Genomic DNA, 23,704 nt, shown 5'->3' on the forward strand with positions numbered 1-23,704 from the left:
CTGGCGGCTTTCCAACGACAAGGATGGAGACTTTGAGAGTGCTGAACCTGAACGCTTCCCGACGGAGTTTTTCCCTGCGGTCCACGGCGCTGGCCTGCGCGGCCTTCGCGGTCTGCGGCGCCGCCATGGCCCAGGACGTGCAGACCGTCAAGATCGGCCACGTCGGCCCCCTCTCTGGCGGCATCGCCCACATCGGCAAGGACACCGAAAACGGTGTGCGCATGGCGCTGGACGACCTGAACACCCAGAACCTGGTCATCGGCGGCAAGAAGATCCGCTTCGAGCTGGCCGCCGAAGACGACGCCGGCGACCCGCGCCAGGCCACGGGCGTGGCGCAGAAGCTGTGCGACCTGAAGGTGGCGGGCGTGGTCGGCCACCTGCAGTCGGGCACGTCGATTCCCGCGTCGTCCATCTACGACAAGTGCGATCTGCCGCACATCACGGCCGCCGCCACCAACCCCGACCTGACCAAGCCCGGCTACAAGACCACCTTCCGCCTGATCGCCAACGACAGCGCGCTGGGCGCGGCGCTGGCACTCTACGCGGCGGACCACCTCAAGCTCAAGACCGTGGCGATCATCGACGACCGCACGGCCTACGGCCAGGGCGTGGCGGCAGTGTTCAAGGCCACGGCGCTGCAAAAGGGCCTGACGGTGGTGTCCGAGGAGTTCACCAACGACAAGGCCACGGACTTCATGGCCATCCTCACTGCCATCAAATCCAGGAAGCCCGACGGCATCTTCTACGGCGGCCTCGATGCCCAGGCCGGCCCCATGCTGCGACAGATGGAGCAACTGGGCCTGGGATCGGTGAAGTATTTCGGCGGCGATGCGCTGTGCACCGAGAAGCTGCCCGACCTGTCGTCCAAGGCCGCCGTGCTCAAGAACGTGACCTGCGCCACCGGCGGCGCCTCCGTCACCAAGATGCAGGGCGGCGCCGACTGGAAGAAGCGCTACGACGCCAAGTTCCCCGGCCAGTTCCAGATCTACAGCCCCTACGCCTACGACGCGGCCATGGTGCTGGTGGACGCGATGAAGCGCGCCGATTCGGTGAATCCCAAGGTCTATACGCCGTTCCTGGCCAAGACGCAGTACAAGGGGGTGACGGCGAACATCGCGTTCACGCCCAAGGGCGAGCTGACGGCACCCGCCGTGACGCTGTACCACTACCCGGCCAATGCCCGGGTGGCGCTGAACTGATCTCCTGTCCATGCGCACCTGCCGGTGCGCTGTTCTTCGTTACAGTGGCGGCTCTGTCCGGCGCCGCCACTGATGCAACTGCCCGTGCGATTTCGATCCCGTGATCCCGTGACCCCGCGAATGGGCTGGCCGGCGGAATCGAAGCGTGGCACGGCATCGGGCCGCAGCCGGTCGCGCAACACACGGAGATTGACCATGCGCATGGGATTCGGACTGGTGGGCCTGCTCGTGGCCCTGGCGATCGTCGGCGTGCTCGTCAAAAAGCAGATGGGCGCCACGCGCGTTTCGGTGCCTGTGATCTCGGTGCCGGGCGCCCAGCCACCGGCCAGCGGCGCCTCGGCCGCCACGGTGCGCGCGCAAAGCCAGCAGGTGCAGCAGCAGGTCAAGCAGCAGATGGAGGCGCTCATGCAGCAGGCGCGTCCCATGCCAGAAGACGAATCCAAGTGAAATCGGCCCCATGCCGCCGTTTTTCATGTCTTGGTAGCTATAAAAAAAATAGCAAATGACGTTGCCGGCCCAGGATGAAGATGCCCACTGGATGCGCCAGGCGCTGGCCGAGGCGCGCGCTGCGGCCGAGGCGGGCGAGGTGCCGGTGGGCGCGGTGATGGTGCGCCAGGGCCAAATCATCGCCACGGGCCGCAACGCCCCCATCGCCGGCCACGATCCCACCGCGCACGCCGAGATCGCCGCGCTGCGCGCCGCCGCGCAGCGCCTGGGCAACTACCGGCTGGAAGATTGCACCCTCTACGTCACGCTGGAGCCCTGCGCCATGTGCAGCGGCGCCATGCTGCACGCCCGCCTGCCGCGCGTGGTGTACGGCGCGGCGGACGCCAAGACCGGCGCCGCCGGCTCGGTGGTCGATCTGTTCGCCGAGCCGCGGCTGAACCACCACACCCAGGTGCGGCGCGGCGTGCTGGCCGATGAGTGCGGCGAGCTGCTCAGCGGCTTTTTCCGCCAGCGGCGCCGCCAGCAGCGCGCCCAGGCGCTGGCCGCCCATCCGCTGCGCGACGATGCGCTGCGCACGCCGGACGCCGCCTTCGCCGGGCTGCCTGGCTACCCCTGGGCTCCGCATTACCTGAGCGATCTGCCTGCTTTGGCGGGCTTGCGCCTGCACTACCTGGACGAGGGCCCGCGCGACGCCGCGCGCACCTGGCTGTGCCTGCACGGCCTGCCCACCTGGAGCTACCTGTACCGCCACATGCTGCCGGTGTTCGCCGCGGCGGGCGACCGGGTGGTGGTGCCGGACCTCATCGGTTTCGGCCGCAGCGACAAGCCCAAGAAAGAGGCTGCCCACCGCTTTGAATGGCACCGGCAGGTGCTGATCGAATGCATCGAACGTCTCAACCTGCGCCACGCCGTGCTCGTGGTGCAGGGCTGGGGCGGCGCGCTGGGCCTGACGCTGCCCATGGCCTTGCCCGGGCGGTTCGACGGCTTGCTGGCCATGAACAGCTGGCTCGCGGGCGCCGATGCGCCGCCGCCCGCCCGCCTGCGGGCATGGCAGGCCGAATGTGCACGTGCTGGCCGCGGCGCGGGCGCGGGCCGCGTGGTGGCGCAGGCCGGCAGCCTGCTGCCTCCCGAGGTGCAGGCGGCCTACGACGCGCCGTTTCCCGATGTGGGTTTTCGTGCCGCGCTGCGGGCGCTGCCGCAGGCCGTGCCCGATGGGCCGCAGGGCACCGGGATCACGCAAGCCGCCCGCCGCTTCTGGCAAAGCGAATGGACCGGGCGCAGCCTGCTGGTGGCCGGTGCGCCCGATGCCGCTCTCGGCCCCGACGCCATGCAGTCCCTGCACGCCCTGGTGCGTGGCAGCGCGCCGCCGCTGGCGGTGCCCGGCGCGGGGCATTTCGTGCCGGAGCAGGGCGCCGAAATCGCCGCACGGGCTGTGGAATACTTCCGACCCTAGCGCGCCGGCATGGCTCCGGCGCACACACCGCATCCACCGGAGCAGGCCCGCGCGGCCTGAATGCCTTGTCCCTTGCTTCCCACGACGACCACGCCCATTGCGGCCACGACCACGGCCCCCGGCACATCTATATCTATTCGCCGTCCGGCGCGGTGCGCGACAAGGCGGCGTTCAAGCGCGGCGTCGCCCGCCTGAAAGCCATGGGCCACGAGGTCGAGGTGGATGCCGATGCCCTGGCCACGCACACGCGTTTTGCGGGCGACGACGCCACGCGGCTCGCGTCCATCCACCGCGCGGCGGCCAGCGGCGCCGACCTGGCCCTGATCTCGCGCGGGGGCTACGGCATCACCCGCATCCTGCCGGGCATCCGCTACAAGGCGGTGGCCAAGGCGGTCGCGGGGGGAATGCGCTTCGTTGGCGTGAGCGATTTCACGGCATTCCAGAACGCATTGCTGGCCAAGACCGGCGCCATCACCTGGGCCGGCCCGTCGCTGTGCGGAGACCTGGGCCCGGAAGGCGAGCCCGACGACATCATGCTCGCCTGCCTGGACGACCTGCTCACCGGCCACGGCGAGGGCAGCGGCTGGCGCATGAACGCCGAAAAGCCCAACGCCGCCGGCCAGCCCGCGGTGCGCGACATCTACGTGAAAAGCGCGCAGCTCTGGGGCGGCAATCTGGCCGTGCTGGCCGCGCTGGTGGGCACACCCTACCTGCCCGCGGTGCGCGGCGGCATTCTCTTCATCGAAGACGTGAACGAGCACCCCTACCGCGTGGAGCGCCTGCTGACGCAACTGCTGCACGCCGGCGTGCTGGCGCAGCAAAAAGCCGTGATCCTGGGCCAGTTCACGGGATACAAGCTCGCGCCGCACGACAAGGGCTTCAAGCTGCAAAGCGTGGTGGACTGGCTGCGAACGCAGATCAAGGCGCCGGTGCTCACCAACCTGCCTTACGGCCACGTGGCCACCAAGGTGCTGCTGCCCGTGGGCGCCACCGTGTCGCTGTCGGTCGAAGGACGCGATGCGCTGCTGTATTGGGGCCACATCCACTGACGCGCGCTGGCCGAGGGCGCCCGCCGCGCCTCCAGGGCGGCCGGCAAGGCGCGCTGCAGGCCGTCAAAACCGGCCCCATAATTTGCACTCCGTTTCCATTTTTTCTCCTACGTGCCTGGCCTGTTCCCGTGTGTCCACACGCCCCTGATCGCTGCTGAAATGTTGGGCGCCACCGTCCCGTGGCGCGCTGCGCGGGCGGCTGGCTCGTTGCAAACCCTGCGCCGCAAGGCCGTTCCATGACGGACCGCACCGTGCACACCGTCGTATTCGCCGACATCACAGGCAGCACCGCGCTGTTCGAGGCCGTGGGCAATGAGCGCGCCACCGCCGCGGTGACCCAGTTGACCGACTGGATGGGCGAGACCGTCACTACGCACGGCGGCCGCGTGGTCAAGACGCTGGGCGACGGTGTGCTCGGCGTGTTCGAGGACGGCGCGTCCGGCGTGGCGGCCATGGCCGCCATGATGCGCAGCCACCGCCAACGCATGCATGCCTGGCCGCGCGAGTTGCGCCTTGACCTGCGCGCGGGGCTGGCCAGCGGCGAGATCGTTCAGGTGGACGGCGACTGCTACGGCGATGCCGTCAACGTGGCGGCCCGGTTGTCCGAGCGCGCCGGCCCGCGCGAGATCTGGGCCACCGAAAGCACCGTGGAGCAGGCCGGCTCGGTGGACGGCACCTGGTTCGTGCGCCTGGGCGCCATGGACCTGCGCGGCCGGTCCGAACCCATCGTGATGTACCAGGTCGAGTGGCGCGACGGCGAGGAGGGCGATTCGGTGACCATGCAGGCGGCCCTGCCCAGCGCGGTGGTGCCGCTCGATTCCGGCAGCGCCTGCCTCGAGCTGTCCTGGGGCGGCGCGCACCGCGCCTTCCTATCCACGCAAACGCCCGTCCACCTGGGCCGCGCCACGCAGGCCGAGGTGCATGTGGGCGACCCCCGCGTCTCGCGGCTGCATGCCCGCATCGACTGGCGCAACGGCACCTTCGTGCTCACCGACCTCAGCAGCTTCGGCACCTGGGTGCACTTCGGTGGCGGCAGCACCGTCGTCAATTTGCGCCGCGACGCCTGCCTGCTGCATGGCACGGGGCTGATCGCCCTGGGCGTGCCGCTGGGCAAGGCGGGCGGCGGGCCGACGGTGGGGTTCCGTGTGTCGGGCGGGATCGTTCTGCCGCATTGAATCCGCTGCATCGATGCGGTGTGGTGCGGTGCGGTGCGTCCCGCCGCTGAATTTTTCTGGCCCGGTGCCCGATGGCGTGCCTGGTCCTTCCAACGAAAGCGAGTTGCCCCATGCGCCATGTCCCGTTGATCGAACTCACCCGCGGCGGAATCCCCGAAAGCCTGCATGCCGGCTCGGTGGCTGTGGTGGACCGCCAGGGCCGGCTGCTCGCGCAGGCGGGGGACCCGGGAGCGCAGGTGTTCACCCGGTCCACCATCAAGGCCTTCCAGGCGCTGCCGCTGCTGCGGTCCGGTGGGGTCGAGGCCCTCGGCTGGGGCGAGCGAGAGCTGGCCCTTTTGTGCGCCAGCCACAACGGCGAGCCGCAGCACGTGGAGGTGGTGCAGGGCATGCTGGACAGCGCGGGCCAGAGCCACACGGTGCTGCGCTGCGGTTGCCACGTGCCGCTGTTCGCCGCGCTCGGGCTGGGCACGATGGCGCCGGGCTTCGTGCCCGACGAACGCCACCACAACTGCAGCGGCAAGCATGCGGGGTTCGTGGCCTATTGCGTGCAGCAGGGGCTGCCCTTGCCTGACTACACCGACCCCGCCCACCCGCTGCAGGCCCGGGTGCGCGAGGAGGTCGCTGGCGCGGTGGGGCTTGCGCCGCACGAGTTGGCCATGGGCATCGACGGCTGCTCGGCACCCAACTACGCGATGCCATTGGCCCACCTGGCGCGGGGCTATGCGCGGCTGGCCAGCGAAGGGCCGCAAGACAGCGAATTGGGCCGGCACCTGGCGCCGCTGGCCGACGCCATGGTGGCGTTTCCCGCGCTGGGATCGGGCACCGGCCGGCACGATGCCGACTTCATGCGGGCCGGCGGGGGCGACTGGGTGTCGAAGACGGGCGCCGATGGCGTGCAGGTCCTGGGCAGCCGCAGCCGGGGCGAGGCCTTCGCGCTCAAGATCATGGACGGCAACATGACCGCGCAAATCGCCGCCGCCGTCGAGGTGCTGGACCAGCTGGGCTGGATGAATGCGGCCCAGCGCGAAGCCTTGCAACCCTGGCGCGCCGCACCGCTGCTGAGCGCGCGGGGCGTGCCCGTGGGCGAGCGCCGCCCGGTGTTCCGGCTGGAGCGCGCGGCGCCTTGATCTGCCAAGCCGCTTCGATAAAAATCGGCCTCCACCGCTTCACTGGTATGCGCTGGCAGCTACAAAAACCGTAGCAAAAGGCCAGGTGTCCGGCAGGATGTACGCCACGCCGGCCGATTGGCCGAACACGGGCGCGATGAGCCGGTCGTAGAACGCGGCGTCCACATTCACGCAGCCGTACGAGATCCGCTTGTCCTGCGCGCTGCCCTGGGTGAGCCGCTCGCGCCGCCGCTCCGCGGGGCTCACGCTGCGCAGCCGGTGCATCGAGACGGCGGCGTCGTAGTCGATCCAGACGATGTCGTCGCCGCGCAGGTTCAGCCCCGGCTCGGTGACGAACCGGCCGGCCGGGGTGGTGCGTTCTTCGGGGCGTATCCTGGACAGGGGCTTGTCGCCGATGCCAGGCACCGAGGCATCCCCGCGGGCGGAGCCCAGCAACACCGCCGCACTGCCACGCCAGCGGCCATCGGCCGCAAAGACATGCAGCCGTGCGCCCAGCTTGTCGATCACGGCGAACGGCAGGCCGGCGTTGTCGGCCATGCCCTGCACCCAGCGCACCAGTTGCACCGCCGTGTCGGATGTGCCTTCGGGCGGCCAGGCGACTGCGGTGCCAGCCCATGCCCCTTTGAACGGCGACAGACTCAGTGCGGCAGCACCGACGATCTCCCGGCGCGACAGGGCGGTTGCAGAGGGCATGCCGGCAGGCGCGGCGGTTGGGGCCGGGGCGATGGGCTGGGTGGTCATGCGGGGATTTCTGGCAGCCGGGCGAGTACGGCCCAGCCAGGACCGAAGAAGTACCAAAGGGTGGAAAGTGCCGTGCATGCTAGCGTGTGCGAGCAGAGGTTGCGGGTTTGGGCGAATAATGGGTGCTTTTCCCTGCCATTTCCCTGATTTTCCACACCATGTTCGAGCGCTTTCGCAAAGCCTTCGCCCTGGGATCGCGTCCCGACGATCCTCCGCGCCCCGTGTCGCTGGAGGACACCCAGCAGTGGGCTGCCGCGCAGGGCCTGGCTTTCTCGCGCACCGCCGAGCCGGGCGGGTTCCTGATGCTGGGCCAGTACGAAGGGCGCACCTGGCGGCTGGAATGCGGGGCGCCGCAGCGCCACTACCTGCGGGGAACGGAGCTGCGCGCACGCATCGACGTGGGTGTGCAGCCCGACCTGGCGCTGATGCTGGTCTCCCGTCCGCTCAAGGAGGCGCTGGAACGCGAAGCCTACGGCGCCTTCACCGACACGCTGCAAACCTCGCTCACCGGCGAGTTGTCCGAAGAGGTGCGCTGGCTCGCCATGTTCGAGGAGATGGCCTGGCCCGGCGTGCCGCTTCCGTTCTGGCAGCATTTTGCGGTGGTGGGCGAGGGCGGCAGCCACGCCAAACGCTGGGTACAACCGGCCATGGTGTCCCACCTGTTGGAAATGTTGCTGCCCGCCCAGGGCGAACCCGACGAGGCCGGCACGCGCGCGCCGAAGGCACCGCCGCTGATGCTGATGGTCGCGCGCGGCAAGGTGTCGCTGCGCATCGAATACCCGGGCGATCACCTGCAGACGCTGGCCGATGCGGTGATGCTGCTGCACGAAGCGGCCCGCAGCGCCTTGCAGCATTTGCCCCAGGGGACCGGCGCCGCGGATTAGCGGGGCCCACCCCGAGGCAGGGCCCGAAACGGGGCCCTGCGCCTCGGGGCGATGCCCGCGCTCTCAGCAGCCGCGCGTGATGGGCGGCTCCACGCTGCTTCCGTACGTTCCGTACTTGCCCAGTTCCCACTTGGCGATGGCATTGCGGTGCACTTCGTCCGGGCCATCGGCAAAGCGCAGGGTGCGCGCGTTGGCATAGGCATAGGCCAGGGGGAAGTCGTCGCACATGCCGCCGCCGCCATGCACCTGCATGGCCCAGTCGATCACCTGGCAGGCCATGCTGGGCGCCACCACCTTGATCATGGCGATCTCGGTGCGCGCGACCTTGTTGCCCGCCACGTCCATCAGCCACGCCGCTTTCAGCGTGAGCAGGCGGGCCATGTCGATCTTGCAGCGCGCTTCGGCGATGCGCTCCTGCGTCACCGTCTGCTGCGAGACCGGCTTGCCGAAGGCGACGCGGCTGCTGGCGCGGCGGCACATCAACTCGAGCGCGCGTTCGGCCAGGCCGATGAGCCGCATGCAGTGGTGAATGCGGCCCGGGCCCAGGCGGCCCTGGGCGATCTCGAAGCCGCGGCCCTCGCCCAAGAGGATGTTGGAGGCGGGCACGCGCACGTTCTCGAACACCATCTCCACGTGGCCATGGGGCGCGTCGTCGTAGCCGAACACGTTCAAAGGGCGCAGGATGCGGATGCCCGGCGCATCGGCCGGCACCAGCACCATGCTCTGCTGCGAATGGCGGGCCGCTTCGGGATCGCTCTTGCCCATGGTGATGAACACCGCGCAGCGCGGGTCCGCCGCGCCGGAGATCCACCACTTGCGGCCGTTGATGACGTACTCGTCGCCTTGGCGTTCGATGCGCGTCTCGATGTTGGTCGCGTCGCTGGAGGCCACGTCCGGCTCGGTCATGGCGAAGGCCGAGCGGATCTGGCCCTCCAGCAGCGGCTTGAGCCAGCGCGCCTTGTTCTCGTCGCTGCCGTAGCGGGCGATGGTCTCCATGTTGCCCGTGTCGGGCGCCGAGCAGTTGAACACCTCGCTGGCCCATGGCACGCGGCCCATGATCTCGGCCAGGGGCGCGTATTCCTGGTTGGTCAGCCCGGCGCCGTCATAGCCCGAGGCGGCAGCGCTGTCCACCGGCAGAAACAGGTTCCACAGCCCGGCGGCGCGGGCCTTGGGCTTGAGCTGCTCGATGGTGTTCAGTGCCGTCCAGCGCTTGCCCGCGGCAGTGTTGGCCGCCAGTTCGGCGGCATAGGCGGGCTCCGAAGGGTAGATGTGGTCGTCCATGAACTGCCGCAGGCGTGCCTGCAGGTCCTGGGTCTTCGGTGAGTAGTCAAAATCCATCGCGGTCCTCCGGTTGAAAGGCTTGGGGGCCGGCCGGCGGTGCTGCAGCGCCGGCCGTGGTTTCACATGCGCTGGGCGAATCCCCACGCCATCTGGGCGAGGGGCCGGGCGCCTTCGCCCGAGGTGCGGGCCTGGGCGCTGGAGGCGGTGCCGGCCTCGACCCGCTTGGCGATGCCTTGCAGGATGGAGGCCAGGCGAAACAGGTTGTAGGCCAGGTAGAAGTTCCAGTCGGGGCGCAGCGCCTCGGGCGTGGTGAAGCCGGTGCGCTCGCAGTAGCGGCGGATGTAGTCCGCCTCGTCCGGAATGCCCAGGGCCGCGATGTCCAGCCCCGCGATGCCGCGGAACATGCCCGGCGGGATGTGCCAGGCCATGCAGTGGTAGCTGAAATCGGCCAGCGGATGGCCCAGGGTGGACAGCTCCCAGTCCAGCACCGCGATCACGCGGTTCTCGGTGGGGTGGAACATCAGGTTGTCGAGCCGGAAGTCGCCATGCACGATGGACACGCGGTTCTCGTCGCGGGCGCTGGCCGGAATGTGCGCGGGCAGCCACTTCATGAGCCGGTCCATCTCCTCGATGGGCTGGGTGATGGAGGCGGCGTACTGCTTGCTCCAGCGGCCGATCTGCCGGTCGAAGTAGTTGCCCGGCTTGCCGTAGCTGGCCAGGCCCCGCTCGGCGAAGCGCACCGTGTGCAGCGCGGAGATCACACGGTTCATCTCGTCGTAGATCGCGCCGCGCTCGGCCGGCTGCAGGCCGGGCAGGGACTGGTCCCACAGCACGCGGCCTTCCATGAACTCCATCACGTAGAAGGCGCGGCCGATCACCGACTCGTCCTCGCACAGCACATGCATTTGCGGCACGGGCACGTCGGTGCCGGCCAGCCCGCTCATCACCGCGAACTCGCGCTCGATCGCATGGGCCGAGGGCAGCAGCTTGGCGACGGGCCCGGGCTTGGCGCGCATCACGTAGCTGCGGCCCGGCGTGACGAGCTTGTAGGTGGGGTTGGACTGGCCGCCCTTGAACATCTCCACCGTCAGCGGTCCGGCGAACCCGTCCAGGTGCCGGCCCAGCCAGTCGCTCAGGGCCCGGGTGTCGAACGCATGCTGGTCGGAGACAGGCCGGGTGCCGATGAAGTGGTCGTAGTTGCTCATGGAGTGCGGTGGAGGTGGGAGGCCGGCGGGGGCGGTCAGTTGTCGGTTTCTGCGATGCGCATCAGGGCTTCGCGGTCACGCACCACGAGGCCGCCCGGCTCGATGCGGATGGCGTCCTCGCGCTCCATCGATTTGAGTTCCTGGTTCACGCGCTGGCGCGAGGCGCCCAGCAGCTGCGCCAGTTCTTCCTGCGCCAGCTGCAGGCCGATGCGCATCTCGCGCCCGTCCGACAGGCTGGGAATGCCGTAGCTGCGCACCAGGTGCAACAGCTGCTTGGCCAGCCGCGCGCGCAGGGGCAGGGTGTTGAGGTCTTCCACCAGGCCGTAGAGCTGGCGGATGCGCCGCGCGTGCAGCCGCAGCATGGCTTCGTAGAACTCCACGTGCGCGCTGAGGATCTTGCGGAAGTCGGCCTTGGCCACGCACAGGATGGTCGTGTCGCCATGCGCATAGGCATCGTGCGTGCGGCGGTCCCCGTCGAAGATCGCCACGTCGCCGAACCAGATGCCGGGCTCCACATAGGTCAGCGTGATCTGCTTGCCCGAGATGGAGGTGGAGCTCACCCGCACCGCGCCGCGGGCGCAGGCGATCCATTCCTCGGGCGGATCGCCGCGGGCGGCGATCAGGCCGCCGTCCTTGAAGCGTTTGACGTACGCGCATCGGAGAATGTCGTGCCGCAGAGAGGGGGAGAGGGAAGAGAACCAGCGACCGGTATTGATCGCTTCACGTTCTTCGATGGTAAGAATGGGGTCGTCCATTGGTCTGTCTTTTGGGTGACTGGTATCGCTTTCATTGTCGCGCGCGGGACCGGCGCCACTGCCTCTCGTTGTCCCGGGGCTGTCGCCTGCGTGTCTGGCGTGCGCGCACGGGCGCACTGCGCCGCTGCCCCCCCAAGGGCAGGCGCAGAGACGATGAACGAGGTCAGGCGCGGCGATTCAAGGCGGAATGCCCCGATGCCGCCGTTTCATATGCCTGGATTGCTATCTTATTGATAGCGCGCCGAGCGCTTTTCAAGAAAGGCGGAGATGCCTTCGCCCGCGTTGGGGTGCTGCAGGTTGCGCACGAAATGCTGGCGCTCCTGGGCCAGTTGCGCGGTGAGCGTGTTCTGCGGCGCATCGCTGATCAGCTCCTTGATGCTGGCCAGCGCATTGGGTGCGCGTGCGTTCAAGGTGTCCGCCAGTTCCAGCGCGCAGGCCAGGGCCGATCCGGACTGCGACAGCCGGTTGACCACGCCCAGGGCATGCAGGCGCTCGGCATCCACCTTGCCGCCGCCCATCAGCATTTCGGAGGCCAGCTGGCGCGGCACGGCGTGGGCCAGGCTCCAGCTGGCGCCGCCGTCCGGCGACAGCGCAATGCTGCTGTAGGCCATGGTGAAGCTCGCGTTGCGCGCCGCCACGATGAGGTCGCACGCCAGCGCCAGCGAAAAGCCCGCGCCGGCCGCTGCGCCCTCGACCGCGGCGATCACCGGCTTGGGGTAGGCGCGGATGGTTTCGATCCAGTGGTGCAGCGCCTCCACGCCCTGCGCCTGCGATTCGGCATCTTCCTGGCGCCGCGCCAGCAGCCGCTGCAGGTTGCCGCCCGCGCAGAAGGTGCCGTCGGCGCCGGTGATGACCACGCTGCGTACCTCCGCGTTGCGCTCGGTGCCGTTCAGTGCTTCGATGCCTGCCGCATAGATGGCCGGATCGAGCGCGTTGCGCATTTCCGGATGGCGGATGGTCAGCACGAGGGTCTGGCCGTGGCTGGTGCTCTGGAGTTGTGCGGGCATGGGCGCTTTAGGTAAAGAAGAAGAGGCGGTTGGGGCCGGCAACGCGCCGGCCCGCGGGGAGGGGCGGTGGGTTCACTCTTCTTCGTGCAGCAGGCTGAGCCCGATCGCACCGCGCCGGCGCAGCCAGGGGCTGGGCCGGTAGCGCGTGTCGCCATACACGGTCTGCATGTTGAACAGCACTTCGAGGATATTGGTCGGCCCCCAGCGGTTGCCCATGGCCAGCGGCCCGAGCGGATACCCCAGGCCCAGCGTGACCGCCGTTTCCAGATCGGCCGGGCTGCAGATGCTCTGCTGGCAGATGTCGCTGGCGATGTTCACGATGGTGGCCACCACGCGCTGCGTGACGAAGCCGCCACTGTCGCGGATCACGCTCACCGGCTTGCCGTCGCGCGCGAACAGCGCATGCGCTGCATTGCGGATGTCCACGCGCGTGGCGGGGTTGGTGGCCAGCACGCGGCGCTTGGTGGCAGCGTCTTCCACCAGCATGTCGATGCCGATGGTGCGGGCCGGATCGAGCCGCTCCACCACGGCCACCGTGGTGATGTCGAACCCCAGGGGCGCGACCAGCGTGATCGCATGGGGCGAGGGCGAGGTGCCGGTCTCGATCTGCGCGCCCAGGTCCTTGAGCAGCTGGTACAGCTCGGCCCGGCGCGCGGCGCGGGGGGATACCCAGACCGGCGGTATGTGATCCACGACCGGCGCGGCCGGCTCCGCGGGCACCTGTGCCACGCCGTCGGCATAGCGGTAAAAGCCCTCGCCCGTTTTCTTGCCGAGCATGCCGCCGGCCAGGCGCTGGGCGGTGATCACGCTGGGCCGGTAGCGGGGCTCTTCGAAATACTGGTGATAGACCGACTCCATCACGGGATGCGACACGTCCAGCGCCGTCAGGTCCATGAGTTCGAAGGGGCCGAGCTTGAAGCCGACCTGGTCGCGCAGGATGCGGTCCACCGTGGCGAAGTCGGCAACGCCCTCGCCCACGATCCGCAGCGCCTCGGTGCCGTAGCCCCGTCCCGCGTGGTTGACGATGAAGCCCGGCGTGTCTTGCGCCTGCACGGGGGTGTGCCCCATGCAGCGGGCGTGCGCCGCGAGCCGTTCGCACACGGCGGGGTCGGTGCGCAGGCCGGCGATCACCTCCACCACCTTCATCAGCGGCACCGGATTGAAGAAATGAAAACCCGCCAAACGCTGGGGGTGTTGCAGCGCCGCACCAATGGCCGTCACCGAAAGCGATGAGGTGTTGCTTGCCAGCACGGCATCTGTGGCGACAATGCGCTCCATCTGTGCAAAAAGCGACTGCTTGGCGTCGAGCCGTTCCACAATGGCTTCCACGATCAGGTCGCATTGCGCCAGCCCCTCCAGGGAGGAGACCGCTGCTAACCGTGCTTGCCAGTCGGAGGCCTGGCTTTCGGTGATGCGGCCCTTGCCTGCAAGACGCAGCCATTGCTGCTTGATATGGTCAATCGCTTCGCCTGCTGAGTTAGGCTTGGCATCAAATAGAAGAACATTGCTGCCGGCCTGTGCCGCCATCTGGGCAATGCCCTGGCCCATGGCACCGGTGCCTATGATGCCCACGAAGGAAAATGGGTTGCTGGTCATGGGGCGCATTATGGCGGCGGCTTATTGGGGAGGACTTATGTGCCAGAATGGGCCGAACAAAAAAGAAACTGTTGTGAAAATAAGTAACGCGATTCTTGGTGCAAGTTTGTCGATGGTTGCCTGCAGCGCCACGGCACTTTCGCTGGGCGCGAGCCGCGGCGCCGTTGTGCTGGGCGCTCCGGTGGATCTGGTGTTTGAAATCCAGCCCGATCCGGGCACGGATGTCGAATCCTCCTGCGTGGCGGCCCGCTTGGTGTCTGGCGAAACGCCGGTGCCCGACTCGAGGGTGCGGGTGACGCCCATACCGGCTTCTGCCGGGCGCTCGCCGGCAGTGCGGGTGCAGGCCAACGTCTCGGCCGACGAGCCCATTCTCACCGCCACACTGACCGCGGGATGCCGCGGCGGTGTTACACGAAACTACACTTTTTTTGCGCAACTGCCTGAGGCGGCTGCGGGCGCATCGCGTCCGGTGGATCTGGGCCAATGGGCCCGGCCCAGCACCGCAGCCAGTCCGGGCGCTGGCTTGGCCGGCGACGGTGCCGGCGCCACAAGCGTGGGGCGCTCCTCCGCCGCAACCGACAGCGCCCCCCGCAGGCCGGCGGCCGCACCCCGTCCACCGCGCGCGCCCGCAGCGACCGCGATGGCGCCCCGCGCCAATGCGGCACCGGCCGCGCCCGGCACCGGCCGAGCAGCGTTCGCCCCTCCGCAGCAGCCAGTACCGCCCGAGCGCCCCCGCCTGGTGATGGAACCGCTGGATGTGTGGCTCGACGCGCCGTTGCCGTTGCGTTCGGCCCCGGAGATGGCGGCACCGACTGCAACCGACTCCAGCCCCCAGCGCACCGAAGCGGCCGCATTGTGGAAGGCCCTCAACACGCCGGTGGAAGAATTGCAGCAGTCCGCGGCGCGCACCGGCAAGCTCGAAGCCGAAGTGGCTGCGCAGCGCGCACAGGCCACGTCCGAGCGTGCCGCAGCCGCTCAGCTCAAGCAGCAGCTCCAAGCCGCCGAGTCCGAGCGTTTTTCTTCCACGGTCGTCTATGGGTTGCTGGCTTTGCTGGCATTGGCCCTCGGGTTGGCGGCGTGGATCTGGGCGCGGGCGCGCCGGCAATCGTCCCTGGGCTGGAACCACGCTGTAGCGGCCAGCGGCGGCATGGAACCCGTGCCTGCCGGTGTGATGGACGGGCCGACAGGGCGTGAGTCGCTCCAGACCGCCCCCCAGTCCGCCGACGATTGGTCCAGCCTGCCGGCGCCTGTCGCGCACGCCACGCCGGTCGCGGTGCCCATGCCAGTGCCGGTTCCGGTCCCTGCGCCGGTGCCTGCCCCCGCAAAGGTCACCCCGCGCGGCGCCACCTTGCCCGAGCGCGCACCGCCTCCGGTCATGCGCCGGACCGAGCCGTCCTTGCGCAGCGCCCCGGCGCCCCTGGCACCACCGGTTCCGCCGGCCCCCGTGCCGCCGGTGCCCGTCGTTCCGCCACCGCTGGCCGCCGTGCGGGCCGCGCCGATCGTCCACCCGGAAGAGCTGTTCGACATTCAGCAGCAGGCCGACTTCTTCGTGTCGGTGGGCGAACATGACCAGGCCATCGGCGTGCTCAAGCGCCACATCGCCGAGCATGGAGAGACCTCGCCCTTCGCTTACCTGGAGCTGCTGCGCCTGTACCACACGCTCAGCCGGGTAGAGAGCTTCAACCAGCTTCGAGCGCAGTTCCAGGCGCAGTTCAATGCCCAGGTGCCGGAGTTTTCCTCGTTCCACAAAACGGGGCTGACGCTGGAGAGCTACACGGAAGCGCTGGCGGCCATCGAAGCCGAATGGTCTTCCCCCGCGGTTCTGGAAACGCTCGAGGGCTGCCTGTTCCGGCGCGGCGAGGATGCCATCGCATCGCCTTTCGATCTCGCCGCCTACGACGACTTGCTGCTGTTGCTGGCCATCGCGCAGACCACCCCGGCCAGCGCGCGCGGGGCGCCGCCACCGCGGGCCCGCACCACGCCCCTGACACCGCCGCCTGAAGAGGTCGTGCCAGCGCCGGCGCCTGTGGCGACTGCACCAGGGGCGTTCGGTGTGGACAGCCCGGCAGTGCGCAGAGAGCAGGAACTTCAATCGCTCGATTCGCTGTCTGCCGGGTTTTCCTGGGAGTCGATCCCGGCGCCCCTGGCAGCCAAGCCGATCTCCGAGGCCATGCTGGACATCGACCTGACCGATCCGCCGCCCCTCACCCTGAGCGAGCTGCCGCCGGTGCCGGTGACCGAGCCACCCCCCGCCGGCCAACCCATCGGGTTTGGCATGGACAACGACAAGATGGAGTTGCGGCTGGAGCTGGAAGAGCTGGAGCGAAAGCAGCGCACGGACAAATGAAAAAGGCCCTTCGGGGCCTTTTTCGATGGTGGTGTTGCGTATGCGTTTCTTGGCGACGGCACCTGATCAGCCCGGTGTCCGGGCCCGGCAGGCTTTGCCCGTCTCAGTGCGCCATGCGGGCCATCAGATCCCGTGCGGCGGCTTCCGGATCGTCTGCATTGACGAGCGCCCGCACCACGGCGATCGAGCCCACGCCCGTGGCCAGCACCTCGGCGAATTGCGAGGCGCCAATGCCGCCGATGGCGACCATCGGGTAGTGCCGCATCAGGCGGGCATAGCCCGCCAGCCGTGCGACCCCTTGTGGCACGGTGGCCATCTTCTTGAGCGTGGTGGGAAACACCGCCCCCATGGCCACGTAGCTGGGCGCAGCGGCATCGGCGCGCACCATCTCCGCATAGCCGTGGGTGCTGACCCCCAGGCGCAGGCCGGCATCGCGGATGGCCTGCAACTGCGCAGGCGCCAGCGCATCCAGGTCTTCCTGGCCCAGGTGGACGCCGTAGGCGCCCGCCTCGATGGCGGCCTGCCAGTGGTCGTTGATGAAGAGCAACGCGGGCGTGCCGCGCACGGCCTCCACGGCGGCCCGTACTTCGTACGCGATGGTGGCCGCATCGTCGGTCTTGTAGCGCAGCTGAACGGTCGGCACGCCGGCGCGGGCCATTCGGCCCACCCATTGGGCGTCGGGCAGCACGGCATACAGGCCGAGCCGCTGGGGGCAGGCGGGGAAGGGCTGGCGGTGCGGCAGCGGCTGCAGTCCGAAGTCTTCGGGGGCATCGGGCCACTGCGCGGCGTCGAAGCCGCCGCTGCGGTCCGTCTGCGCCTGCCAGGCCCGGGCGAGGCATTCGGCATCGCTGGCGATGAAGCCCAATGCGCTGCAGGCCTCCAGCGCCGCGCGGTACACCGGGCCGCCCGACAGCGGCACGGGGGCCGGTTGAGAGGGAAAGTCGGCGAAGGCGGCGCCCTGCGCGGCCACGATGGCGCGCACCGATGCGGCGTGCCCCGAAGCGCTTCCGTGCAGCATTTCAGCCATGGTCGTGGTGCCAGAAAGGGGTGCCCAGTACGGGGGTGCTGGGCTGGGCGGCTTCCTGCGCGGCCATGGCGCCCGCGCGGCGGGCGGTGCGGCCGGCCTGCACGGCGTCGGCGAAGGCGCCGGCCATGGCCACCGGGTCTTGCGCCAAGGCCACGGCGGTGTTCAGCAGTACGCCGTCATAGCCCCATTCCATCACCTGGCAGGCATGGGACGGCAGGCCCAGGCCGGCGTCCACCAGCATGGGCACGTCCAGGCGCTCGCGCAGCAACTGCAGCGCATAGGGGTTGACGGGGCCGCGGCCGGTGCCGATGGGCGCGGCCCAGGGCATCACCGCCTGGCAGCCGACATCGACGAGGCGTTGGCACAGCACGAGGTCTTCGGTGCAGTAGGGCAGCACCTGGAAGCCGTCGCGGATCAGCTGCGAGGCGGCATCGACCAAGTTCAGCGTATCGGGCTGCAGGGTGTAGTCGTCGCCGATCAGCTCCAGCTTGATCCAGGGCGTGCCGAACACCTCGCGCGCCATCTGCGCGGTGGTGATGGCCTCCTGCACGCTGTGGCACCCGGCGGTGTTGGGCAGCACGGGCACGTCCAGGCGCCGCAGCAGATCCCAGAAGCCGCTGCCGGTCTCGGCGGCGTTGCTGCCCTGGCGGCGCAGCGAGGCGGTCACCATGGCGGGCCGGGCGCGCTGCACGGCGGCCTCCAGCACGCTGGGCGATGGGTAGCGCGCGGTGCCCAGCAGCAGGCGGCTGGAAAAGCGCTGGCCGTACAGGACCAGCGCGTCGGTGTCGTCGTTGTCGTGGGAAGGGTTGGAAGGGGAATGCATGGCGCTCAGCCGCCCGTCACGGGCGAGATCACTTCCACCCGGTCGCCCGCGGCGAGCTGGCGCAGGTGGTACTGGGTGTTGGGAACGAAAACGGTGTTCACCGCCACGGCGAAGGGCGGGCGCGCGGCGATGGTGGCCAGGGCGTCGGCCACGGTGGCGGGCTCCGGCAGGGTCGTGGCGGTCTGGTTGATGGTGATGTTCATGGGGAAAGGGCCGCATCTTCGGCGAGGTGCAGGGCCAAATCGAAACGGGAGGCCAGCGCCGATTGTCCCTGGTTCAACCATTCCATGACGACATCGAGGATGGCCGGGGCGATCATGAAGCCATGGCGGTACAGGCCGTTGACCTCCAGCACGCGCGGGCGCACCTGGCGGAGTGCGGGCAGGTTGTCGGGCAGGGTCGGGCGGCATTGCGTGGCCACTTCGAGGATGCGGGCCTCGGCAAAGCCCGAATGCACCGCATAGGCCGCGCTCAGCAGCTCCAGCGTGGAGCGCACGCTGGCAGGGGACAGGTCGTCCGATTCGATCTCGGTCGCGCCGATCACGAACAGGTGGTCTTCCTTGGGGGCGATGTAGATCGGGTAGCGCGGGTGCACCAGGCGCGTGGGGCGCCGCAGGGTCACCTCGGGCGCATGCACGCGCACGACCTCGCCGCGCACGCCGCGCAGCGCGCTCCACTGCGTGCGGGCGCCCAGGCCCCGGCAGTCGATCACCCAGTCCGGCTGGCCGGGCGTGCCGGGTGAAAAGTCCGACGGTGCGCGCGGGCAGTGCCAGTGGGCCTCGATGCCCAGGCCGGCGAAGCTGGCCTCCAGCGCGGCCAGCAGCTGCCGGTTGTCCAGCTGGCCCTCGCCGGGTAGATACAGCCCCTGGGCGAAGCGCTGGCCCACGGCCGGCTCGTGCGCCTGCACTCCGGCGCTGTCGAGCACCTGCAGGGCCGGCAGTTCGGGCAGGGAGGCCGTGGTGCGTTCGAGCTGTCCGCGCAGCCGCGCGGCCTCGGGCGCGTCCTGGCGGTGCCACAGGATCAGCGTGCCTTCCTGCTGAAAGAACACGGGCCCGTTCAGGCGCGCCAGCAACTGGGGCCAGCGCGTGAGCGCGTAGTGGCCCATGCGCACCACGCCGGGCTCGGTCACCGCGGACTCGGCCAGCGGTGCCAGCATGGCCGCGGCGATGCGCGCCGCGGCGCCTTGCGCATCGGGCCCGGCGGCGTCGTAGATCGTGACCGCATGGCCCTGGTGGGCCAGCTCCACGGCCAGCAGCCGGCCCATGAGGCCGGCGCCCAGAATGGCAAGGGAAGAGGGCGAGGAAGGGGAAAGAAGAAGGGGGCGCATCGGGTCCGTCTGTCTGCAAGCCAACAGGGGGACAAAACGGGAAGGCTCCGCCGATGAAACTCCCCACGCCAGCATGACCTGGATCGGGTCGCGGGGCACGCGGGGCGGTGGTGTGGCCGCCAGGCCCCAGGGTATTTCTCAGTCGCGCGCCATGGGCGGGACACCCCTGTTTCGTCCGTGCAGGGATTACAGCACAGTGACCGCGCCCGCCGGTTTGACCTGGCGCATGGGCCATAATTTTTGCCCATGAACACTGAGACCCTCTCGCCGCCGGCCGTGCGCCGCTACGCACGCGTGCTGTCGATTGCCGGATCGGACAGCGGCGGCGGAGCGGGCATCCAGGCCGACCTGAAAACCTTCAGCGCCCTGGGCTGCTACGGCATGACCGCCATCACCGCCCTGACTGCACAGAACACGCAGGGCGTGCGCGCCATCCACGGCGTGCCCCCGGACATGCTGCGCCAGCAGATCGATGCGGTGGTGGAGGACATCGGCGTGGACGCCGTGAAGATCGGCATGCTGCATTCGCCCGAGGTCGTGCGCGTGGTGGCCGATGCCATCCGCCGCCACCGTCTGCCGCATGTGGTGCTGGACCCGGTGATGGTCGCCACCAGCGGCGACCGGCTCATCGCGCAGGAAACCGTGGGCGTGCTGGTCGAGGCATTGTTTCCGCTCGCCACGCTGGTCACGCCCAACCTGGACGAAGCGGGCTTGCTGCTGGACCGGGCGGTGGACGGCGCCGATGCGCTGGACGCTGCGGCGCAGGACCTGCTGGCCCTGGGCGCGCCGGCCGTGCTGCTCAAGGGCGGCCACCTGCCGGGCGACTGGGTGATCGACGTGCTGGCCGGACCGCAGGGCTTGCACCACCGGCTGCAGTCGGCCCGCATCGCCACGCACAACGGGCACGGAACGGGCTGCACGCTGTCGTCCGCGATCGCCGCGCACCTGGCGCTCGGCGAGCCGCTGGTGCAGGCCGTGGAGCATGCCCGGGCCTACATCCTGGCGGCCATCGCCGCGGGCGCCGACGTGCACACCGGCCGGGGCCACGGGCCGCTCAACCATGGGCACAGCCCCGTGGCGCAGCGCATATTGCAGGGCTGACCGCGCAGGGCATTGCCTACCACTTCCTCACCGATCAAGGCTGGTGATTGGTGCTATAAAAATAATAGCTATATGCCGGCGAATTGATTGCGCTGGAGACCGATTCGGGCATAAGGCCATCACGCGGCCACGCAAGCTGGCCGTGTGCGCCACAGGCGTTGTTCAGCGACGGCCCGGGCGGGTGAGGAACGCCAGCGCGAAGCACAGGCACAGCGTCGGCAGCGCCGCGCCCAGCGCCGGCAGCACCCGCGGCAGCCCGTGGTAGCAGGCGATGCCCGCGATCCAGAGGCCGACGGGCAGCCACTCCACCTGCCGCGCCTTTGCCAGGGCCTGCTGCACCGGCGCGCCGAACGCCAGCCGGCCGAGGATCACGCCGAACAGCGGCACGAACACCGAGCTGAGCAGCAGCAGGAACGGCTCCAGGCTGTGCATGGGCAGCACCAGCGCCAGCGCCGTGCACAGCGCCGCCACCGCCAGGCCCCAGCGGCGCACGCCCCAGCGTGGCACCAGGCTGTGGGCCGAGACCGCGCCCGAGTACGCATCGCCATAGGCGTTGTCCACCTCGTCGATCAGGATGAGCGACAGCGCGATCAGCCCGCCCTGGGCCAGCAGCAGCGCGGTGACCAGGTCCTGGCTGGGCAGCGTGAGCGCCACCAGCACGCCGAGCGCATAGCACCACAGGTTGGCCAGCGCGTAGCCCAGCCAGGTGCCGCGCAGCGCGGCCCGGCCGGAGGTGCCATGGCGTGCGTAGTCGGCCACCAGCGGCAGCCAGGAGATGGGCATGGCGATCACCAGGTCCAGCGCCGGCAGCACGCCCATGCCGCCCGCGCCGGGGCGCATCCACAGCGTGGCGAAGCCCTGGGACTGCGCCAGCGACACGAACTGCCAGCTCAGCCACAGCAGCGACAGCACCACCAGGGGCAGCGCCACCCGCGCGATGAGCCGGCGCACCAGCTGCACCATCGATCCGCTGATGAGCAGCATCACCACGCCGCCCCACAGCAGCGTGGCCAGCACCGGCCAGTGGGCCCCGCCCATGGCGCCGGCCTGCCGGCCGATGGCCACCGTGGCATCGCGCATCACCACCAGCTCGAACGCGCCCCAGCCCGCGAGCTGCACGATGTTGAGCCCGATGGGCAGGCCCGCGAACGCGCGCCCATAGACGGCATGCATCAGTCCGGCGCTTGCCAGGCCGCTGTCGCAGCCGATCTTGGCCACCCAGCCCAGCAGGCCGGCGCCGATCAGCGACCCGGCCACGATGGCCGCCAGCGCCTCGCGCGGGCTCAGCGCGGGCATCAGATAGGCGCCCACCTGCATCACCAGCAGGCCCACGCCGAGGCTGAACCACAGCGAGGCATGGTCGCCGAAACGGAAGACGCGGCGGTCGGGCGCGATGGGGATCAGCGCGTCGTTGGCGGGCGCAGGGGACGAGGGTGGCATGGGATGCTCCGTGAATGGCAGGCAGAGCAGGGTCGCGGCACGGGCTTGGCCCCAAGGCACGCGGGGTCTGCGCGCGGTGGGCGTGGCGGAAGGCGGCTTCCCTGCGCGAGGATGACTTTCAACCGGTCAAGGCGACTTTTTCAGTCGCCGGTCGGCTGGCCGGTGGCTGCCTCTGGCGAAGTCGCGATTCTATGGCGCTGGGGCCGCCGGCACCGCCACCCCCAGCCGCTCGTGCAGCCGGGCGCTGGTGGTGGTGTATTGCAGCGCCACGGGCGCGCCGGCCAGGTATTCCGCCGCGCCGAAGGCCGCCAGCGTGGCTTCGTGGAAGCCGCACAGGATCAGCTTGCGCTTGCCGGGGTAGGTGTTGATGTCGCCCACGGCATGGATGCCCGGGATGGCCGTGCGGAACGCCGCGGTATCGACGACGAGTTGCTTGCGCTCCATGGCCAGGCCCCAGTCGGCGATGGCGCCCAGGCGCGGCGAGATGCCGAGGCAGGCGATGAGCACGTCGAGCGGCAATGGCCGGGGCTGGCCGTCCGGGTCGATCAGTTGCAGCGCGGCCAGGCGGTCCTGCTGCACCTCGATGCCGACGATCTGCCCGGCCACTACCGCGATGCGGCCGGCATCGCGCAGGGCCTGCAATTGAGCGAGGGCCTCGGGCGAGGCCTGGAAGGCATCGCGCCGGTGCAGCAGGGTCACGCTGGCGGCGGCTTGCGGGCCCAGTTGGGCGCAGGCGATGGCGCGGGCCACGGCGGTGTCCTCGCCGCCATGCACGACCACATGGCGGCCGGCGGTGTCGGCCGCATCCTCGTGGTAATGCAGTTGCGTGCCTTCGAAGCGCTCGATGCCTTCGGCCTTGACGGCGCGCGGCACGAACGCGCCCACACCCGCGGCGATGAAGACGGTGCGCGCCAGCAGCGCGGTGCCGGCCGTGGTCTGCAGCAAAAGCCGCCCATCGGGCTGCGGCACGAGCGTGGCAACGCGCTGGCCCAGGTGCAGGGTGGGCTGGAACGGCGCGATCTGCCGCTGCAGCAGCGCGACGAGTTCGCGCCCGGTGCAGACGGGAATGCCGGGAATGTCGTAGATGGGTTTGTCGCCGTACAGCTCGGCGCACTGGCCGCCCACGTGGGGCAACGCATCGATCACATGGGCTGCGATGCCCTGCAACCCGAGCTGGAACACCTGGAACAGCCCGACCGGCCCCGCGCCGATGACGGCGGCATCCGTCTCGACGGCCCTCTGGGGGGATGGGGTCGCGGCGGTCTTCACGGGGCGTCGGGGGCCTGTGTGCTTCAGCGGATCAGTTCGGCCACCTTGCCGGGCTTGCCGTTCCATTCGTCGGCGTCGGGCAGGGGCGCCTTGCGCTTGGTGATGCTCTTGAACTGGGGCGACAGGTCGGCGTTGATCTTGATGAAGGCGATCTGGTCCGGGGGCAGGTCTTCCTCGGCAAAGATGGCGTTGGCCGGGCACTCGGGAATGCACACGGCGCAGTCGATGCATTCATCGGGGTCGATCACGAGGAAGTTGGGGCCTTCGCGGAAGCAGTCCACGGGGCACACGTCCACACAGTCGGTGTACTTGCACTTGATGCAGTTTTCGGAGACGACGTGAGTCATGGCAGGAGTTGTCTTTGGATCGGGGGTAACCCGCGATTTTAGGGCGTTTCAGGGAGCGGCTCGTTGGGCCGCCCCTGCAACGGCAAGGATTCGGCGTCGCCGGT

Annotated in this window: 22 protein-coding genes; 9 read left to right on the top strand and 13 right to left on the bottom strand. The window is 69.6% G+C overall.

The features are described 5' to 3' along the window. The first annotated feature begins 125 nt into the window (after positions 1-125). The 6 genes from M5C98_RS10055 to M5C98_RS10080 all read left to right on the top strand — a co-directional run bounded on the left by M5C98_RS10055 (position 126) and on the right by M5C98_RS10080 (position 6,450). The gene (locus M5C98_RS10055; protein ID WP_272553237.1) at positions 126-1,199 is read left to right on the top strand and encodes a branched-chain amino acid ABC transporter substrate-binding protein; all 1,074 of its coding nucleotides are present in this window, start codon (positions 126-128) and stop codon (positions 1,197-1,199) included. Between the two features lie 195 nt (positions 1,200-1,394). Beyond that, complete coding sequence (locus tag M5C98_RS10060) at positions 1,395-1,646, top strand: hypothetical protein (RefSeq protein WP_272552521.1); 252 nt, start codon at positions 1,395-1,397, stop codon at positions 1,644-1,646. Positions 1,647-1,701: 55 nt separating this feature from the next. Then, on the top strand, positions 1,702-3,099 hold the full coding sequence (gene tadA, locus M5C98_RS10065) for a tRNA adenosine(34) deaminase TadA (protein ID WP_272552522.1): 1,398 nt from the start codon (positions 1,702-1,704) through the stop codon (positions 3,097-3,099). A gap of 65 nt (positions 3,100-3,164) precedes the next feature. After that, positions 3,165-4,148 (top strand): LD-carboxypeptidase, encoded by a 984-nt coding sequence (locus tag M5C98_RS10070; RefSeq protein WP_272552523.1) that lies wholly within the window; start codon positions 3,165-3,167, stop codon positions 4,146-4,148. Positions 4,149-4,384: 236 nt separating this feature from the next. Further along, positions 4,385-5,323 carry an adenylate/guanylate cyclase domain-containing protein gene (locus tag M5C98_RS10075; protein WP_272552524.1) on the top strand — a complete coding sequence of 313 codons (939 nt, stop codon included), beginning with the start codon at positions 4,385-4,387 and terminating at the stop codon, positions 5,321-5,323. Between the two features lie 110 nt (positions 5,324-5,433). Further along, entirely contained in the window at positions 5,434-6,450 is a 1,017-nt protein-coding gene (locus tag M5C98_RS10080) for an asparaginase (protein WP_272552525.1), read from the top strand. 39 nt (positions 6,451-6,489) lie between these two features. On the opposite strand, the gene M5C98_RS10085 is transcribed toward M5C98_RS10080, so the two are convergent. Next, a complete protein-coding gene (locus M5C98_RS10085) occupies positions 6,490-7,191 on the bottom strand; it encodes a hypothetical protein (protein WP_272552526.1) in 702 nt (233 codons plus the stop codon). Between the two features lie 158 nt (positions 7,192-7,349). Between M5C98_RS10085 and M5C98_RS10090 the strand changes: the two genes are divergently transcribed. Beyond that, a complete protein-coding gene (locus tag M5C98_RS10090; protein ID WP_272552528.1) occupies positions 7,350-8,075 on the top strand; it encodes a hypothetical protein in 726 nt (241 codons plus the stop codon). A gap of 63 nt (positions 8,076-8,138) precedes the next feature. Here M5C98_RS10090 and M5C98_RS10095 read toward each other — a convergent pair whose 3' ends face one another. The 5 genes from M5C98_RS10095 to M5C98_RS10115 form a co-directional block, all read right to left on the bottom strand. Next, the gene (locus M5C98_RS10095) at positions 8,139-9,413 is read right to left on the bottom strand and encodes an acyl-CoA dehydrogenase family protein (RefSeq protein ID WP_272552530.1); all 1,275 of its coding nucleotides are present in this window, start codon (positions 9,411-9,413) and stop codon (positions 8,139-8,141) included. 62 nt (positions 9,414-9,475) lie between these two features. Next, positions 9,476-10,561 carry a phosphotransferase gene (locus M5C98_RS10100; protein WP_272552532.1) on the bottom strand — a complete coding sequence of 362 codons (1,086 nt, stop codon included), beginning with the start codon at positions 10,559-10,561 and terminating at the stop codon, positions 9,476-9,478. 35 nt (positions 10,562-10,596) lie between these two features. Beyond that, entirely contained in the window at positions 10,597-11,316 is a 720-nt protein-coding gene (locus M5C98_RS10105; RefSeq protein WP_092743762.1) for a Crp/Fnr family transcriptional regulator, read from the bottom strand. Between the two features lie 227 nt (positions 11,317-11,543). Then, entirely contained in the window at positions 11,544-12,323 is a 780-nt protein-coding gene (locus M5C98_RS10110; protein WP_272552533.1) for an oxepin-CoA hydrolase, alternative type, read from the bottom strand. Between the two features lie 72 nt (positions 12,324-12,395). Then, the gene (locus M5C98_RS10115) at positions 12,396-13,919 is read right to left on the bottom strand and encodes a 3-hydroxyacyl-CoA dehydrogenase (RefSeq protein ID WP_272552534.1); all 1,524 of its coding nucleotides are present in this window, start codon (positions 13,917-13,919) and stop codon (positions 12,396-12,398) included. Positions 13,920-14,031: 112 nt separating this feature from the next. Here M5C98_RS10115 and M5C98_RS10120 point away from each other — a divergent pair, with 112 nt between their 5' ends. Continuing rightward, a complete protein-coding gene (locus M5C98_RS10120) occupies positions 14,032-16,266 on the top strand; it encodes a hypothetical protein (protein WP_272552535.1) in 2,235 nt (744 codons plus the stop codon). A 103-nt stretch (positions 16,267-16,369) separates the two neighbouring features. On the opposite strand, the gene M5C98_RS10125 is transcribed toward M5C98_RS10120, so the two are convergent. From M5C98_RS10125 to M5C98_RS10140, 4 genes are read right to left on the bottom strand one after another with little or no spacing between them, the layout of a single operon-like run. Beyond that, on the bottom strand, positions 16,370-17,293 hold the full coding sequence (locus M5C98_RS10125; protein WP_272552536.1) for a thiamine phosphate synthase: 924 nt from the start codon (positions 17,291-17,293) through the stop codon (positions 16,370-16,372). Then, positions 17,286-18,116 (bottom strand): thiazole synthase, encoded by an 831-nt coding sequence (locus tag M5C98_RS10130; protein ID WP_272552537.1) that lies wholly within the window; start codon positions 18,114-18,116, stop codon positions 17,286-17,288. The genes M5C98_RS10125 and M5C98_RS10130 overlap by 8 nt, the downstream gene beginning before the upstream one ends. 5 nt (positions 18,117-18,121) lie before the next feature. Beyond that, positions 18,122-18,319: a sulfur carrier protein ThiS gene (gene thiS / locus M5C98_RS10135; RefSeq protein WP_272552538.1), complete on the bottom strand. Its 198-nt coding sequence runs from the start codon at positions 18,317-18,319 to the stop codon at positions 18,122-18,124. Beyond that, entirely contained in the window at positions 18,316-19,443 is a 1,128-nt protein-coding gene (locus tag M5C98_RS10140) for an FAD-dependent oxidoreductase (RefSeq protein ID WP_272552539.1), read from the bottom strand. Before M5C98_RS10140 ends, thiS begins: the two co-directional genes overlap by 4 nt. A 246-nt stretch (positions 19,444-19,689) precedes the next feature. Here M5C98_RS10140 and thiD point away from each other — a divergent pair, with 246 nt between their 5' ends. After that, entirely contained in the window at positions 19,690-20,544 is an 855-nt protein-coding gene (gene thiD, locus M5C98_RS10145; protein WP_272552540.1) for a bifunctional hydroxymethylpyrimidine kinase/phosphomethylpyrimidine kinase, read from the top strand. Between the two features lie 162 nt (positions 20,545-20,706). Here thiD and M5C98_RS10150 read toward each other — a convergent pair whose 3' ends face one another. From M5C98_RS10150 to fdxA, 3 genes are all read right to left on the bottom strand, one after another. Continuing rightward, positions 20,707-21,984, bottom strand: coding sequence for a purine-cytosine permease family protein (locus M5C98_RS10150; RefSeq protein ID WP_272552541.1), 1,278 nt, complete (start codon positions 21,982-21,984; stop codon positions 20,707-20,709). A 189-nt stretch (positions 21,985-22,173) separates the two neighbouring features. Beyond that, the gene (locus M5C98_RS10155) at positions 22,174-23,319 is read right to left on the bottom strand and encodes an NAD(P)/FAD-dependent oxidoreductase (protein ID WP_442867254.1); all 1,146 of its coding nucleotides are present in this window, start codon (positions 23,317-23,319) and stop codon (positions 22,174-22,176) included. Beyond that, positions 23,277-23,600 (bottom strand): ferredoxin FdxA, encoded by a 324-nt coding sequence (fdxA, locus tag M5C98_RS10160; protein ID WP_272552543.1) that lies wholly within the window; start codon positions 23,598-23,600, stop codon positions 23,277-23,279. Before fdxA ends, M5C98_RS10155 begins: the two co-directional genes overlap by 43 nt. Between the last annotated feature and the right edge of the window lie 104 nt (positions 23,601-23,704).

Origin of the sequence: Acidovorax sp. NCPPB 3576 (assembly GCF_028473605.1) — a bacterium.
Classification (GTDB): domain Bacteria; phylum Pseudomonadota; class Gammaproteobacteria; order Burkholderiales; family Burkholderiaceae_C; genus Paracidovorax.